Here is a 15,698-nt window from a genome sequence, read left to right on the forward strand (position 1 = left end):
AAATGGGATTTCAATATAGGCCGCGTCGCGCGGGCATTCAAGCGAGCCCCGATTGAATCTCGCGATTGCAGGCGACGCTTCAATGACAAAAGCGATCCGGCCTCAGGCGACGATGCCCGACTCGGCCGGCTTGCCGGCTTTCGCGGCCTTGGCGGCCTGCTTGTGCTTCTCGTCGCGCTCGGGACATTCGGGCTCGCGATAGTCGCGGTCGAGCTTCTCGACCAGGAAGTCGACGAAGGAGCGCACCGCCGGCGGCATCCCCTGGCGCGACACGAACACCGCGTAGAGCTGCGGCACCGGCAAGGTCCAGCCCGGCATCACCGGCGACAACTGCCCCGCTCGCAACGCGCCGCCATACATCATCTCCGGCAGCGCCGCGATTCCGACCCCGTCGAGCACCGCCTCGCGGATCGTCATCAGGTCGGCCGTCACCAGCCGCGGCTCGTGCTCGTGCACGTGGCGCGTGCCGTCGGGCGCGATCAGGTTGAACACGTGGCGGCCGTCGCCCGAGGGCGTGTCGAGCGTCTCGAAGCGCACCAGGTCGTCGGGCACCAGCGGCGGTGCATTCTGCCCCAGCAGGCTCGGCGAGCCGACCAGCATCTGCTCGGTGCGCCAGAGCGGCCGCACCACGATGTTGGCGTTCTCGGGCGGCTCGGAGCGCACCCGCAGCGCGATGTCGATCGAATCCTCGAACAGGTCGATCACCTGGTTCGTCACGCGGACCTGCACGCGTACCTCGGGATATCGACGGAGGAATTCGGGCAGCAGCCGCGACATCATGGTCTGCGAGAGCGTGACCGGCACGCTGACGCGCACGGTGCCGCGCGGCGAGGCCCGCAACTGCTGCACCGCGTTCATCGCCGCCTGCGCCTCGGCCAGCATCGCCTGGCAGTGCTGGTAGAACAACTGCCCCGCCTCGGTCAGCGCCAGCTTGCGCGTCGAGCGCTGCAGCAGGCGCACGCCGAGCGTCGCCTCGAGCTCGGTCAGCCGCCGCGAGAGGCGCGATTTCGAGATTCCCAGGACACGCTCGGCAGCCGAGAAACCACCGTGCTCGACGACCTGCGAGAAGTACATCAGGTCGTTCAGATTGTGTGCGTCGATATTCATTTCATCGTTCCAATTGCAGAACGATCCATTGCGGATCGCGCGGAAGTAATCCGCTGGCCGATCCATATAATAACTTTGACTTCGCTCAATCGATCATTCAGGAAAATATACGATGCCCGTATCGCGCTCGATCCAGCGCGTCTATCCGTCATTACGGGCGACGGAAGGCGCCGGTTTCCAGGTTCATCGCCCGTTCCCCACACGGCTGCTGGCCGACTTCGACCCGTTCCTGCTGCTCGACGAAATGGGGCCGGTGGAGTACGCGCCCGGCACGGCCCGCGGCGCGCCCGATCATCCGCATCGCGGCTTCGAAACCGTGACCTACATCCTCGAGGGACATTTCCGTCATCGCGATTCGGCGGGCCATAGCGGCGAATTACGCGCCGGCGACGTGCAGTGGATGACGGCCGGCTCGGGGCTGATTCACAGCGAAATGCCCGATCCCGAATTCGCGGCAGCCGGTGGTCGCGCGCACGGCTTCCAGCTGTGGGTGAACCTGCGCCGTGCCGACAAGAAACTCGCGCCGCGCTACCAGGAGATCGCCTCGGCCGATATCCCGCGCGTGCTGTCCGAGGACGGCCGCGGCAGCATCAGGGTGATCGCCGGCGAGGCCTTCGGCGCCAGGGCCGCGGTCGAGACGCAGACGCCGCTCGTCTACCTGCATCTGTCCTTGCAGCCCGAGGCGCGGCTCGCCGTGCCGGTGCCGCGCGAATTCCGCGTGTTCGCCTACCCGATCGCCGGTGCCGGCCACTATGGCGCGAGCCGGCAGGTCAGTGGCCCGCAGCAGATGATCGTGTTCGAGAACGACGGCGACACGATCGAGATCGCCGCCGGCGATGCACCGCTCGAGGTGCTGCTGCTCGGCGGCCAGCCGATCGGCGAGCCGATCGTGCGCTACGGCCCCTTCGTGATGAACACCGAGCAGGACATCCTCGATGCGGTCGCCGATTACCAGGCCGGCCGGATGGGCCGGATCTGCCGCTGAGCCCGGCCCCGGACGTCGCCCGGGAATTGCGTCAAAATGCAGGCTTCTTGCGGCTGAGCGCCGCGTCGACCGAAGGAAGCCCCTGCCTTGAATTTTGAACACCTGATCCAGATCAACGCGTCGGACAACCCGATGTTGCCGACGCTGACCCGCGAGCAACTCTGGGAAGGCCTCGTGCTGCGTGCCGAACAGCCGCAACTGTTCGTGATCGGGCTCGACAGCTGCGAGATCCAGTCGCGCACCGACACCGTGCTCGAGCGCGAACTGCACTTCGGCCAGGCGACGATTCGCGACCGCGTGACCTTCACGCCGAACCATCAGGTCCGCTACGACATCCATGCCGCCGACGGCGAGATCGGCGGCTCACTGACCATGACCATCGAGGAGCGTGCCGACGCCGAGCTGTTCCTGCGCTTCGAGTACCGCACCACCCTGCCCGAGACGGCCGACAGCGAGGACGCGCGGCAGACCCAGGGGATCGTCAAGGAAGCCTATCGCACCGCCGATATCGACACGGTTCGCCTGATCCGCGAATACGCGCAAGGCCGGCGCGACCCCGATCCGCTGCACTGAAGACCCACTTCCGGCGGCCTTGCACGGGCCGCCGGAGCACTTTATCAAAAGCTATCGAAGTTCAAGTTCCGATCAAAAATCATCGCTGGTAAATGGGAATAATTATCATTTAGAATTCATTCCATCGACACACCACTGATTCACCGCCAACCGAATGACCGAACTCATGCGCCCTTCCACGCTTACCCTGCGCCGCACCGGCAGCGCGGCTCCCGGCGGCCGGACGAAAGTCGCGGCTGTCACGAAGGCGGAATCCGCGGACAGCGCGGATTCGAATCAGCGGGTCGTGTTCAGCGACACACTGCTGCAAGGTCGGACCCATGTCTCGATCATGCACAACGGCGAGACCTACCAGCTGCGCGCCACGCGATTGGGCAAGCTGATCCTGACGAAGTAAGTACCGAGTATTGTGGGGACCACCTCCCTGAGAGGTGTTGGGCACTAGCCAGCCGTAACGGCTTGCACGCGAGATCTAGACCCCTTCGTGCAACCACACTCAAGCAGCCGCTACAGCAAGCCAAGCCATTTTTTTGGTTCTCATGCAGATAGACGAAAGCGACGTGCCTGACGGGCACGTCGCTTTTTTTCATGCGGGCTGAAAACGCGCGGGGTACCCCGGGGGCGCCTGCCGGAACCTGATCAGGCCGCCGTCAGCGCGGCGATGCCGGCCCGCGCGACCTCGGAATCCTGCTCCGACTTCACGCCCGACACGCCGATCGAACCGAGCGATTCGCCGTCGAGCTGGATCACCACGCCGCCCTCGATCAGGCCCGTGAGCGGCGCGCTCAGGAAGGCGGTGCGCCCCTGCTTGATCACTTCCTCGTAGAGCTTGCTGTCGCGACGGCCGAGCGCGGCCACGCGGCCCTTGGCGAGCGCCATCTCGACGGTGCTCGGGGCCGCGCCGTCCATGCGGTTCAGGTAGAGGAGATGGGCGCCGTCGTCGTAGATCGCGATCGTGACGGCCCATTGATTGGCGGCCGCGTGCGCTTCCGCGGCGGCCGCCATGCGTTTGACATCGTCACTGGTCAGTACCGGCCTGGTTCTCATCGCGGCTCCTCGATGGCTGGTTCGCTGGGCCGACGATGATAACGCGCCGGCGTGTCAGAACACCCAGAACATCAGCCACCAGGCGCTGTCGACGATCGCCAGCGCGAGTGCGAAGCCGAGCATCGCGGCAAGCCGGCGCGGCCAGCTCGCGTAGCGCCCCGTCACGCGCCAGGCGAGCCACGCGCTCCAGAGATTCGAGCCGACCAGGATCGAGATGCGCACCGGCGAGGCCCAGTCGAGCGGCAGGTGCTCGGCGCGCAGCAGCGACAAGGTGGTGGCCGACAGGCCGAGGAACACGCCGGCGCCGGCCAGCGGGATCAGTGCCTGGGTCAGGTGATGCAGGCGCACGCGCTCGAAACGCCCCAGCATCGCGGTGGCGGCCGACAGCACGATCAGCAGCGCGGTGCCGTAGACCAGCCCGGTGCCGACGATGTAGGACACCACCAGGCCGCCGTCGAGCCAGGAAAACACGTCGTTCTGCTCGGGGTAATGCGTGAGCAGGAACCACGGCGCATTGGTCTCCAGGGGCCAGGTGATGTCATGGTCGATCAGCCAGCCGGCCAGCCATTGCTTGATGGTCACGAACCAGGGGCTGGCGCTCCAGTGGAAGGCGCCGATCGCCACGCCGAGCAGGCCGTAGAGGATCAGCGCGGTATCCCAGGCGCTGGCCTGCGCGTCGCCGAGCTGCACCACTTCCTCGGACGGCGAGCGCATCGTCAGGGCGATCGCATCGCGATGGCCGCTGCAGCGGCCGCACATATGGCAGGCCGCGGCGCCCTTCATGTTGCGCAGCGGCACCAGCGGCGCGCAGTTGATCGGGATCACGCGGTGGCCATGCTCGCCCTGCGTGTAGGAGCGGCGCCAGGCCGCTTCGTCGACCTTGAAGCGCAGCGGCGCGAGCCGCGCGAGCAGCGCGAACACGCCGTTGACAGGGCACAGGTACTTGCACCAGACGCGTTTCTCGCGGCCGTAGAGCAGGCCGATCACCATCGCGGCGAAGGTCGAGCCGCCCAGCACCAGCAGCACCGCGCGCGGATACTGGTAGACGCTGACCATCTGACCGTAGATGGTGGTGATGCCGAAGGCGACGAAGGGCCAGCCGCCCCAGCGCATCCAGCGCGGGATGGCGCGGCCGCGCCCGAAGCGGCTGGCGAATTCGGCCAGCGCCCCTTCGGGACACAGCACGCCGCACCAGACGCGCCCCAACATCACCATCGACAGCAGCACGAAAGGCCACCAGATGCCCCAGAACACGAACTGCGCGGCCAGCGTCAGGTTGTTCCAGAGATGGGCGGTGTCGTCGGGCAGCGGCGTGAAGGCCGGCACCAGGATCAGGAACGCATAGACGGCCACCACCACCCACTGGATGCCGCGGATCAGCGCACCATGGCGCTGCATCCAATGGCCGGCCTCGGACAGCCGGCTCCAGCGCGCGCCGCCGACCGGCGTGCTCATGCGGGCCGCCCCGCCGTCGCGGCCGGGCGGCGCGTCGCGAGCTTCAGCAGCGCGTACACCACCACCCAGTACAGCACGTAGGCCACCAGGTTGGTCAGCGCCGGATGCGCGCGATAGCCGGTCAAGGTGGCGACCAGCGAGCCGACCGTGCTCGAATCGTCGAGGATCGCCGAGGTATCCCACAGCTGCGAGATGCCGAGCGGCAGGATCTCCTTGTCGATCAGCTTGTCGACGCCGGCCTCGAACAGGCCCGCGCCGAGGAACAGCAGCATGATTTCCGTGACGCGGAAGAACAGCCGCCAGGAAAACACCTTGCCGCCGAGTTGCAGCACGTAGAAGGTCAGCAGCGCCAGCGCGAGGCCGATCACCACCGCCAGCACCTGGCCGCCGCCGACATGGCCGGTCTGGCCGAAGCCCAGGCCGTAGAGGAAGATCACCGTCTCGCTGCCCTCGCGCGCGATCGCGAGCGCGACCAGCACGGCCACGCCCCACCAGTTGGCGGTCTTGGTGGTTTCCTGCAGCGACTGCTCCATCTCGCGTTTGAGCGTGCGCCCGTGCTTCTTCATCCAGATCACCATCTGCACGATCAGCACGCAGGCGATCAGCACCATCGCGGTCTGGAAATAGTCCTGCGCGTCGCCCGAGAGCACCTCGGTGAAGCCAACCAGCGCGGCGCCAAGCCCAAACGCCATCAGCAGCCCGGCGCCCACGCCGAGCCACAGATACGGCAGGCCGCGACGCGTCTCGGCATCGCCATTCTTCAGCCAGGCATAGAGGATGCCGACGACCAGCAGCGCCTCGACGCTCTCGCGCCAGACGATGAACATGATTTGACCCATTGAAACCTCCGTGTCCCGGCCGCGGCGGGACATCCGCGGCCGCACGATAAATCGGAACTACTTCGCGACGATGACGCCTTGCGCCTGCTGGTGAAAATCGTCGAAGAACTTGTACTCGCCCGGCGACAGCGGCGCGATCACCACGAAGGACTCGGCGCCCGGCGCGAGCACCTTCTCCTTGCGCAGCTGGACGCTCTCGAACTCGACGGCGCCGCGGCCGGTGTTGCGAACCTCGATCTTGATACGCTGGCCGGCCGGAACCTCGATGCGGGCCGGCTTGAGCACGCCATCGGCCATCTCGAGCTGGAAGGTGGGCAGGTCGGCCGCCTGGGCCGTGCCGGCGAGCGCTGCGGTGGCGAATGCGACAGCGAGTATCTTGGGGAATGTCATTGTGCTTCTCGTGGAGGGCGGCATCGCGCGATGCCGCCCGGCCGGATCACCCGGCGGTGGAACGCGATCAGTAACCGCCCTTCTTGCCGATGCCCGCGAACGGGAAATCGTATTCGAGCGTGAACGGCTTGAACCACGGGCCGACGCCGGTTTCCTTGTCGACGTGACGGCCGAAGGCCATGTTGCCCATCTGCATCGGCGGCTTCACCGTCAGCGACAGGTGGTACTTGCCCGGGCCGGCGAGCTTGACGTTGTCGCCGTAGTGCGGGCCGTCGTTCGCGACCATGCCCATCAGCATGCCCTCGGCCTTCCACTTCGCGTCGCCCTGCTTGGTCAGCTTGTACTCGACCTGCAGGTAAGGCATCCAGTCGCCTTCGGCGAAACCGGTCGGGTTGTTCTTCACCGCATGGATATCGGACTCGAGGTGGATGTCGGAATCCGATGCCTTGCGCATCATGCCTTCCGGCTCCATCGTGATCGGCTGCAGATAGACCGCGCCGACCTCCATGCCACCCTGGATCTGCTGCTTGCCGATCGGATACTCGGCGGCCGACGCCGACATCGCGACCAGGGCCGCGGCAAGTGCGACACCACTACGGGTGAAGGATGAAGCGAACATTGACACTCCTCTTTTTATCGTCAGATCGATTGACGTCGCCCGGTCTCGTGCCGGGCGGCGGGGATACTTAAGAACGTTAATGCGAACCATTCTCAATAATTCGGGAGTGTAGCATCGAATCTCGCGGGGAACAAACAGGGAAGAAATTCAAGCCCTTGATATGGAAAGGATTTCGGAAGAATCCGATAGGCGGAATGGAATATGCCGACCCAGCCCTGGGGAGGGACGGATCGGCGAGCGGCACACGCCTATGCACAATGTCAGTTCGCGCCTTCGACGTGATCGCCGACGTTAGCCCCGAACACGCGCTGACGCAGCACCGCGAGCTGGTCGCGCGTCTGCGCGGCCTTCTCGAATTCGAGGTTCTTCGCGTAGTCGACCATCTGCTTCTCGAGCCGCTTGATTTCCTTGGCCAACTGCTTTTCGGACATGTCCTCGAACTTGGCGCGCTGCTGCGCCTCCTTCAGCTCCGCGCGCGCCTCGTCGGCGCTGTAGACGCCGTCGATGATGTCCTTGATGCGCTTGACCACGCCGCGCGGCGTGATGCCGAGCTTCTCGTTGTGCGCGATCTGCTTGGCACGGCGGCGCTCGGTCTCGTCGATGGCGCGGCGCATCGAATCGGTCATGCGGTCGGCGTAGAGCAGCGCCTTGCCGTTGACGTTGCGCGCGGCCCGGCCGATGGTCTGGATCAGCGAACGCTCGGCGCGCAGGAAACCCTCCTTGTCCGCATCGAGGATCGCCACCAGCGAAACCTCGGGGATGTCGAGCCCCTCGCGCAGCAGGTTGATCCCGACCAGCACGTCGAAGGTGCCGAGCCGCAGGTCGCGGATGATCTCCACACGCTCGACCGTGTCGATGTCGCTGTGCAGGTAGCGGACCTTCACGCCGTGATCGGCGAGGAATTCGGTCAGTTGCTCGGCCATCCGCTTGGTCAGCACGGTGATCAGCACGCGCTCGCCGGCCTTCACGCGCTCGTTGATCTCGGCCAGCACGTCGTCCACCTGGGTGGTGGCCGGCCGCACCTCGATCTCGGGGTCGACCAGGCCGGTCGGCCGCACCACCTGCTCGGCGGTCTGGCCCGACACACGGGTCTCGTAGTCGGCCGGCGTGGCCGAGACAAACACCACCTGCCGCATCTTGCGCTCGAACTCGGGAAACTTCAGCGGCCGGTTGTCGAGCGCCGAAGGCAGGCGAAAGCCGTAGTTGACGAGGTTTTCCTTGCGCGCGCGGTCGCCGTTGTACATGCCGTTCAGCTGGCCGATCAGCACGTGCGATTCGTCGAGCAGCATCAACGCGTCGGACGGCAGGTAGTCGACCAGGGTCGGCGGCGGCTCGCCGGGCGCGGCGCCCGAGAAGTGCCGCGAGTAGTTCTCGATGCCCTTGCAGAAGCCGAGCTCCTGCAGCATCTCGAGATCGAAGCGCGTGCGCTGCTCGAGCCGCTGCGCCTCCACCAGGCGGTTCTCGCTGTGGAAGAACTCGAGTCGCTCGCGCAACTCGTCCTTGATGGTCTCGACGGCACGCATCACGGTGTCGCGCGGCGTCACATAGTGCGAGGACGGATAGACGGTGAAGCGCACGATCTTCTGGCGCACCCGGCCGGTGAGCGGGTCGAACAGCTGCAGCGTCTCGACCTCGTCGTCGAACAGCTCGACGCGCACGGCCATCTCGGCATGCTCGGCCGGGAAGATGTCGATGGTGTCGCCGCGCACGCGGAAGGTGCCGCGCTGGAAGTCCTGCTCGTTGCGCGTGTACTGCATCGCGATCAGCCGGGCGATCACGTCGCGCTGGCCGATCCGGTCGCCCGCGCGCAGCGTCAGGATCATCTGGTGGTACTCGGAGGGATTGCCGATACCGTAGATCGCCGAGACGGTCGCGACGATCACCACGTCGCGCCGTTCCATCAGGCTCTTGGTGGCCGACAGGCGCATCTGCTCGATGTGCTCGTTGATCGACGAGTCCTTTTCGATGAACAGGTCGCGCTGCGGCACATAGGCTTCCGGCTGGTAGTAGTCGTAGTACGAAACGAAGTACTCGACGGCGTTGCGCGGGAAGAACTCGCGGAACTCGGCATAGAGCTGCGCGGCGAGCGTCTTGTTCGGCGCGAACACGATGGCCGGGCGGCCGAGCCGCGCGATGGTGTTCGCCATCGTGAAGGTCTTGCCGGAGCCCGTCACGCCGAGCAGCGTCTGGAACGACAGGCCGTCCTCGACACCCTCGACGAGCGTCTCGATCGCGGTGGGCTGGTCGCCCGCCGGCGGATACGGCTGGTAAAGCTGGAACGGCGAACCGTCGAATGCCACGAACTTCGATTCGTCGAGCTCAGCGGAGACTTCAGGGGAGTGTTCGGACATGGATCGAGGGCCTGGCCGCGTGCAAAAGAGTATTTTAGCGCTTCGGTCAATAGCGGGCTGACCGTTAGGCGCAGCCTGCCGCGATATCGACGCCAGGACGCTAGGGGCCTCCTCCAAGGATGTCTGCCCCGGGGCTCCAACACGCGTTCGACGGCCGTTTCGCGCCACCGATACCTGCAACGACACCCCGGCTTTGGCCGAAACCAGGCCGCAATTCGCTACAATAGCCGGATTCGCGCCGCTCGCCCCGGCATCGGCGCCGTCCGCTGGCCCGCCCCCGTCATGGCATGGGAAGCGTGGGAACCGGACCCTGATTTCATTTCACCACTACTGCTGCGAAATCATCATGTCGCTCTTCTCCGCTGTCGAACTTGCGCCCCGCGATCCGATCCTGGGCCTCAACGAAGCGTTCAATGCCGATACGCGCCCGACCAAGGTGAACCTCGGCGTCGGCGTCTACACCAACGAGGAAGGCAAGATCCCGCTGCTGCGCGCCGTGGCCGATGCGGAAAAGGCACGCGTCGCAGCCGGCCTGCCGCGCGGCTACCTGCCGATCGACGGTATCGCCGCCTATGACGCGGCCGTGCAGAAGCTGCTGCTCGGCAAGGATTCCGCACTGATCGCGGCCGGCCGCGTCGTGACGGCACAGGCCATCGGCGGCACCGGCGCGCTGAAGATCGGCGCGGACTTCCTGCGCACGCTGAACCCGAACGCCAAGGTCGCGATCAGCGACCCGAGCTGGGAAAACCACCGCGCGCTGTTCGAGACGGCCGGCTTCAAGGTCGAGGCCTACCCGTACTACGACGCGGCCACCCACGGCGTGAACTTCGACGCGATGCTCGCCGCGCTGAACAGCTACGAGGCAGGCACCATCGTCGTGCTGCACGCCTGCTGCCACAACCCGACCGGCGTCGACCTGAACGACGCGCAATGGGCGCAGGTCGTCGAGGTCGTTAAGGCTCGCCAACTGGTGCCCTTCCTTGACATCGCCTACCAGGGCTTCGGCGAAGACCTCGAAGCCGACGCCGCGGCCGTGCGCCTGTTCGCGGCGGCCGACCTGAACGTGTTCGTGTCCTCGTCGTTCTCGAAGTCGTTCTCGCTGTACGGCGAACGCATCGGCGCGCTGTCGATCATCACCTCGAGCAAGGACGAAGCCACGCGCGTGCTCTCGCAGCTCAAGCGCGTGATCCGCACGAACTACTCGAACCCGCCGACCCATGGCGGCGCCCTGGTCTCGGCCGTGCTGGCCTCGCCGGAGCTGTACGCCTCGTGGGTGCAGGAACTGGGCGAGATGCGCGATCGCATCCGCGCGATGCGCAACGGCCTGGTCGAACGCCTGAAGGCAAGCGGCGTGGATCGTGATTTCGGCTTCATCAACGCGCAACGCGGCATGTTCTCGTACTCGGGCCTGACCGCGGCGCAAGTCGACCGCCTTCGCGAAGAATTCGGCATCTATGCCGTCAGCACGGGCCGGATCTGCGTGGCCGCGCTGAACACGCGCAACATCGACGCGGTCGCGGCCGCGGTTGCCGCCGTCCTGAAGTAAGCCTGCCGGCGCGATCGGATCGCGCCGGTTTGCCTCGAAAACGCGCTCTGCGGAGCGCGTTTTTCATTGGTGCGATGCAGGCCTTACTGCATGAACCAGCCGTGGCTGACGATGAAGGACTGGCCCGTGAGCGCGGCGCTCGGGAAGGCCGACAGGAACAGCACCGTCTTGGCGACGTCTTCCACCGTGGTGAACACGCCGTCGACGGTGTTGCCCAGCATCACGTGCTTGATCACTTCCTCCTCGCTGATGCCGAGCTCCTTGGCCTGCTCGGGGATCTGCTTGTCGACCAGCGGCGTGCGCACGAAGCCCGGGCACACCACATGCGAGCGCACGTTGTGCTTCGCGCCTTCCTTGGCCAGCACGCGCGCCAAACCCAGCAGGCCGTGCTTGGCCGTCACGTAGGCCGACTTCAGCGGCGAGGCCTCGTGCGAGTGCACCGAACCCATGTAGATCACCACGCCGCCGCGATCGTCCTTGTACATGTGCTTGAGCGCGGCCTTGGTGGTCAGGAAGGCGCCGTCGACGTGGATCGCCTGCATCTTCTTCCAGTCCGAGAACGAGTAGTTCTCGATCGGATTGACGATCTGGATGCCCGCGTTCGAGACCAGGATGTCGACCGAGCCGAACTCGGCGGCGACCTTGTCGATGCCGGCATTGACGGCGTCCTCGTTGGTGACGTCCATCGCCACGCCGATCGCCTTGCCGCCGGCCGCCTTGATCTGCTCGGCCACGACGTTCGCGCCGTCCTGGTTCAGGTCGGCGATCGCCACGGCGGCGCCCGCCCTGGCCAGTTCCAACGCGATTTCCTTGCCGATGCCGCTTGCGGCGCCGGTGACCACGGCAACCTTGCCGTCCAGTTTCGAATCCATTTCGACGTCTCCCGATTCAGTGCTCAGATCCAATGAAATCATTGCCGGGCCCTGCGCGACAAGCCGGCCGTTCGGCCAGGTGCCGCCGCAGGCGCGGCGCTGCTATTGTGCATGAAGCCTCCTGCATGCTGTCGGCAAACGGGCTAAGCTAGCCGCTGTCCCAAATTCGAGGAGAGTGACGATGAATTACAGGCGGTTGGGCCGGTCCGGGCTGCAGGTCAGCGAATTGTCGATCGGCTCGTGGGTCACCTATGGCAACCAGGTCGATCATCGAGCCGCGCGCGAGTCGCTGGCCGCGGCACGTGACGCCGGCATCAATTTCTTCGACAACGCCGAAGTCTATGCGAAGGGGCAGTCCGAGGAAATCATGGGCGAGGCGCTGAAGGCGCTCGGCTGGTCGCGCGTCAGCTACGTGGTGTCGACCAAGTTCTTCTGGGGCCTGGCGGAAGCGCCGAACCAGTATCACACGCTGAATCGCAAGTACCTGATGGACGCGATCGACGGCTCGCTGCGTCGCTTGCAACTGGATTACGTCGATCTGGTGTTCTGTCATCGGCCGGATCCGAACACGCCGACCGAGGAAACGGTCTGGGCGATGAGCGATATGATCGCGCGCGGCAAGGCGCTCTATTGGGGCACCTCGGAATGGAGCGCCGACGAGATCCGGGCCGCCTACGAGATTGCCGAGCGGCATCATCTGCACAAGCCGGTGATGGAGCAGCCGCAGTACAACCTGTTTCATCGCCGCCGCGTCGAGCAGGAATACCATCGGCTCTACGAGGACATCGGCCTGGGCCTGACTACTTGGAGCCCGCTGGCTTCCGGGCTGCTGACCGGCAAGTATCGCGACGGCGTACCGGCCGGCAGCCGGGCCGCGGTGCAGGGTTATGACTGGCTGCGCGAGCAGTTGACACATCCGGCAAAAAACGAAGCCGTCGGCAAGCTCGCGAAGGTCGCCGACGAGCTCGGCTGCACGCTCGCCCAACTCGCGATCGCCTGGACGCTCAAGAATCCGAACGTCAGCACCGTGATTACCGGCGCCTCGCGTGTCGAGCAGATCGGCGAGAACATGAAGGCCATCGAGGTTGCCGCACGTATCACGCCGGAATTGAAGCAGCGCATCGAGGAAATCGTCGGCGACCAGGCGCAGTAGGCACGGTCGCGTACAATACCCGGCCGCGCGAGTCCCGCGGGCCGGCGCCGCCTTGGTGGCGCCGGCATCGCGCTCACGCCATCGAATCCGATTTTCTATCGTCTTATCCTGCCATGTTCAGTTATCGCCACGCATTCCATGCCGGCAACCATGCCGACGTGCTGAAGCACGCCGTCGTCGTCCAGTTGCTTCATTACCTGAACAAGAAGGACAAGTCGTACTGGTATATCGATACGCATGCCGGCGCCGGGATCTATGCGCTCGACGAAGGTTTCGCCGCCAAGACGGCCGAATACGAGACCGGCATCGAGAAGCTGTGGAATGCCGATGACCTGCCGGCTGCCCTGGCCGATTATGTCGCCGAGATTCGCGCCTGCAATGAAACCCCGGATCTGCGCTTCTACCCTGGCTCGCCCTACTTCGCGTGGCGCCTGCTGCGTGAACAGGATCGGATGCGGCTGTTCGAGGCGCACAGCACCGAGATCGGCGTTCTGCGGCACAATTTCCGCGATGCAGGTCGTCGAGCGATGATTTTCGCGGCCGACGGCTTCGAAGGACTCAAGGCACTGCTGCCGCCCGCGCCGAGGCGCGCCCTGGTGCTGATCGATCCTTCGTATGAAGACAAGCGTGACTACGCCCGGACGATCACGTGCGTGGAAGAAGGTTTGAAGCGCTTTTCGACCGGCTGTTATGCGATCTGGTATCCGCAGGTGAAACGCCCGGAATCGGAGCGGTTCCCGGATCAGTTGAAGCGCCTGCAGACGACCAACTGGCTGCACCTGACTCTGACCGTCAGCAACCCGCCAGCTGACGGCTTCGGGCTTTATGGAAGCGGGATGTTCATTCTGAATCCACCCTACACGCTGGCGGAGTCGATGCGAGAAGCCCTGCCATACCTGGTCGAGACATTGGGCCAGGACGGCGGTGCTAAGTTCGGCATCGAGCTGCGCAGCGCCTGATAAGCACGCCCAGCATTTGTCTTATCGGCGCGGCCCTGAATCGGTTGGAACGCGAATATAGGGAGCGACGATCAACGGCGTTTGTTGATTGTCCTGCGGCAACTGTGCAGGCTGCCTAATTTGCGCAGGCGCCACAATCGGGGCCGGATTCAGCGGAGCGGTCTGCAACACGACACCTGAACGGCCGTCGTGGATACCGGTTTGCGTGTCGAGCACAACTGGTGGCCGATCTTCCTTCGCCATCACATGGCCGCCCCCGGCCATCGCGGCAAGCATCGCAGCCATCCAGGCACACCGAGCTCCGGCGCGGTGGAAAGAGATTCCCTGGTTCATGCCATCCATCCTCGCTGTCGTGTCCATGTCGAAACGATACAGCCGCTCCCCAAGCACGCGCTAGACACCCGGAGCCTCAAAAAGCAAAAGCCCCGACAATTTCGGGGCTCTTCATGCTTCGCATGCTCAGCGCATGCGACCGACGCCGGTACGACTTACAGCGAGTAGCCGTTCGTTTCGAGGGCGCGAATGCGCTGCTCGAGTTGAACGATGTCGCTCGACGAGGCCAGGTAGGCTTCGCGACGCTCACGTTCAGCGGATTCGAACCAGTAGCTCAGCTTTTCAACGATGTAGGCAACCATGATGCTCTCCAAGGAAGTTTGAGATCCCTCGGTGAATCTGGATAAGGGATATCCCGTATAGGGTTATCCCGAATTATAGCGAGAGCGCACCAGTTTGCTAATGAAATGCACGAATGGGTGGCATGCCGATTTGGAATAATTGACCGACACCTCCATCAACCCTTTGATTTTCAAGGAGATATTGGGAAAAGACGCGGTCATAATTGTTGTCGCATCGCACCATAATGGTGCTCATTCGGGGCAGCCAGTTCCTCGAGGATCGGGCAGTCCGGACGATCGTCGCCGTGACAGTGGGCGGCGAGCTTTGCCAACGTATTGCGCATATCGGTCAGTTCGGCGATGCGTTTATCGAGCTCCGATACGTGCTCGAGCGCGATCACCTTCACCTCTGCACTTGCTCTCGCACGGTCCTGCCAGAGCGCCAGAAGCTTGCGCACATCGTCAACAAGAAAACCAAGGCGACGTGCTTGCCGGATGAATTTCAACAGATGGACCTCGTTGCCGCCGTAAGTGCGATAACCCGCATCGGTGCGCTGGACCGGCTCGATCAGGCCGACACTTTCGTAATAACGAATCATCTTTGCGCTGACGCCCGATGCGCGCGCGGCTTCACCGATATTCACGTTGCCCTCCTGATCAAGTTCTTCCAGATCTTAGCGCGATGAGAAGATGCTTGTGCGCAAGGGGATAGGCATGGAAGGCTGCGTTTGGGCAGCGCAGAAAGACAAAACCCCCGCTGCCTAGAGGCAACGGGGGTTGTCATGGGGGAAGCCTGACGATTACCTACTTTCACACGGGCAATCCGCACTATCATCGGCGTGGAGTCGTTTCACGGTCCTGTTCGGGATGGGAAGGGGTGGTACCGACTCGCTATGGTCATCAGGCTAAAGGGGTTGTCGCGTCGCCATCGGGCGCCACGACCAATCTCGAAGAAGTAGTAACGGGGTTGTGTGTATCAGCACACGAGACTCAATCTGTATGACCTGTCGCGCTCCAAGATCCTGAGCTTATGCTCAGGACGGGATGGCCGCGGTGCATGGGCACCTGCGAACATCGGCGCAGACTGGTTATAGGATCAAGCCTTACGGGCAATTAGTATCAGTTAGCTGAACGCATTACTGCGCTTACACACCTGACCTATCAACGTCCTGGTCTCGAACGACCCTT

General features: G+C 64.3%; 17 protein-coding genes and 2 rRNA genes. 6 read left to right on the forward strand and 13 right to left on the reverse strand.

From position 1 onward, the window contains the following. Positions 1–102: 102 nt before the first annotated feature. On the reverse strand, positions 103–1,107 hold the full coding sequence (locus F3J18_RS05880) for a LysR family transcriptional regulator (protein WP_013698816.1): 1,005 nt from the start codon (positions 1,105–1,107) through the stop codon (positions 103–105). A 112-nt stretch (positions 1,108–1,219) separates the two neighbouring features. On the opposite strand from F3J18_RS05880, the gene F3J18_RS05885 reads away from it, so the two are divergent. The 3 genes from F3J18_RS05885 (at position 1,220) to F3J18_RS05895 (ending at position 3,062) form a co-directional block, all read left to right on the forward strand. Then, positions 1,220–2,092, forward strand: a complete 873-nt coding sequence (locus F3J18_RS05885; protein WP_166911911.1) for a pirin family protein — start codon at positions 1,220–1,222, stop codon at positions 2,090–2,092. Positions 2,093–2,179: 87 nt separating this feature from the next. Then, positions 2,180–2,665 carry an SRPBCC family protein gene (locus tag F3J18_RS05890; RefSeq protein ID WP_013698818.1) on the forward strand — a complete coding sequence of 162 codons (486 nt, stop codon included), beginning with the start codon at positions 2,180–2,182 and terminating at the stop codon, positions 2,663–2,665. A gap of 154 nt (positions 2,666–2,819) precedes the next feature. Further along, on the forward strand, positions 2,820–3,062 hold the full coding sequence (locus F3J18_RS05895; RefSeq protein ID WP_025100868.1) for a hemin uptake protein HemP: 243 nt from the start codon (positions 2,820–2,822) through the stop codon (positions 3,060–3,062). Positions 3,063–3,304: 242 nt separating this feature from the next. On the opposite strand, the gene F3J18_RS05900 is transcribed toward F3J18_RS05895, so the two are convergent. From F3J18_RS05900 to uvrB, 6 genes are all read right to left on the reverse strand, one after another. Beyond that, positions 3,305–3,712, reverse strand: coding sequence for a heme-binding protein (locus F3J18_RS05900; RefSeq protein ID WP_017920273.1), 408 nt, complete (start codon positions 3,710–3,712; stop codon positions 3,305–3,307). Between the two features lie 54 nt (positions 3,713–3,766). Then, positions 3,767–5,167, reverse strand: coding sequence for a 4Fe-4S binding protein (locus F3J18_RS05905; protein ID WP_025100867.1), 1,401 nt, complete (start codon positions 5,165–5,167; stop codon positions 3,767–3,769). Beyond that, positions 5,164–6,006, reverse strand: a complete 843-nt coding sequence (locus tag F3J18_RS05910; protein ID WP_025100866.1) for an FTR1 family protein — start codon at positions 6,004–6,006, stop codon at positions 5,164–5,166. The genes F3J18_RS05905 and F3J18_RS05910 overlap by 4 nt, the downstream gene beginning before the upstream one ends. A gap of 57 nt (positions 6,007–6,063) precedes the next feature. After that, positions 6,064–6,396, reverse strand: a complete 333-nt coding sequence (locus F3J18_RS05915; protein ID WP_025100865.1) for a cupredoxin domain-containing protein — start codon at positions 6,394–6,396, stop codon at positions 6,064–6,066. A gap of 67 nt (positions 6,397–6,463) precedes the next feature. Then, positions 6,464–7,015: an iron transporter gene (locus tag F3J18_RS05920; protein ID WP_025100864.1), complete on the reverse strand. Its 552-nt coding sequence runs from the start codon at positions 7,013–7,015 to the stop codon at positions 6,464–6,466. Between the two features lie 260 nt (positions 7,016–7,275). Continuing rightward, the gene (gene uvrB, locus F3J18_RS05925; RefSeq protein WP_036040976.1) at positions 7,276–9,366 is read right to left on the reverse strand and encodes an excinuclease ABC subunit UvrB; all 2,091 of its coding nucleotides are present in this window, start codon (positions 9,364–9,366) and stop codon (positions 7,276–7,278) included. A gap of 346 nt (positions 9,367–9,712) precedes the next feature. On the opposite strand from uvrB, the gene F3J18_RS05930 reads away from it, so the two are divergent. Beyond that, positions 9,713–10,912, forward strand: a complete 1,200-nt coding sequence (locus F3J18_RS05930; protein WP_166911913.1) for an amino acid aminotransferase — start codon at positions 9,713–9,715, stop codon at positions 10,910–10,912. Between the two features lie 83 nt (positions 10,913–10,995). On the opposite strand, the gene F3J18_RS05935 is transcribed toward F3J18_RS05930, so the two are convergent. Further along, complete coding sequence (locus tag F3J18_RS05935) at positions 10,996–11,784, reverse strand: 3-hydroxybutyrate dehydrogenase (protein WP_025100791.1); 789 nt, start codon at positions 11,782–11,784, stop codon at positions 10,996–10,998. A gap of 181 nt (positions 11,785–11,965) precedes the next feature. Here F3J18_RS05935 and F3J18_RS05940 point away from each other — a divergent pair, with 181 nt between their 5' ends. Both F3J18_RS05940 and rlmJ read left to right on the forward strand, forming a co-directional pair. Then, a complete protein-coding gene (locus F3J18_RS05940; protein ID WP_166911915.1) occupies positions 11,966–12,937 on the forward strand; it encodes an aldo/keto reductase in 972 nt (323 codons plus the stop codon). A gap of 113 nt (positions 12,938–13,050) precedes the next feature. Next, positions 13,051–13,896, forward strand: a complete 846-nt coding sequence (gene rlmJ, locus F3J18_RS05945; protein WP_025100789.1) for a 23S rRNA (adenine(2030)-N(6))-methyltransferase RlmJ — start codon at positions 13,051–13,053, stop codon at positions 13,894–13,896. A gap of 21 nt (positions 13,897–13,917) precedes the next feature. Here rlmJ and F3J18_RS05950 read toward each other — a convergent pair whose 3' ends face one another. The 5 genes from F3J18_RS05950 to F3J18_RS05970 form a co-directional block, all read right to left on the reverse strand. Beyond that, positions 13,918–14,160 (reverse strand): hypothetical protein, encoded by a 243-nt coding sequence (locus F3J18_RS05950; RefSeq protein ID WP_148270287.1) that lies wholly within the window; start codon positions 14,158–14,160, stop codon positions 13,918–13,920. 224 nt (positions 14,161–14,384) lie between these two features. Then, entirely contained in the window at positions 14,385–14,531 is a 147-nt protein-coding gene (locus tag F3J18_RS05955; RefSeq protein WP_013698831.1) for a DUF3563 family protein, read from the reverse strand. A 197-nt stretch (positions 14,532–14,728) separates the two neighbouring features. Next, a complete protein-coding gene (gene cueR / locus F3J18_RS05960) occupies positions 14,729–15,154 on the reverse strand; it encodes a Cu(I)-responsive transcriptional regulator (protein WP_166911917.1) in 426 nt (141 codons plus the stop codon). A gap of 147 nt (positions 15,155–15,301) precedes the next feature. Then, positions 15,302–15,415, reverse strand: a 5S ribosomal RNA gene (gene rrf / locus F3J18_RS05965). A 187-nt stretch (positions 15,416–15,602) separates the two neighbouring features. Further along, positions 15,603–15,698 (reverse strand): 23S ribosomal RNA (locus tag F3J18_RS05970); the annotation flags it as partial.

This window comes from Burkholderia sp. Ax-1720 (genome assembly GCF_011753035.1).
Taxonomy (GTDB): domain Bacteria; phylum Pseudomonadota; class Gammaproteobacteria; order Burkholderiales; family Burkholderiaceae; genus Burkholderia; species Burkholderia gladioli.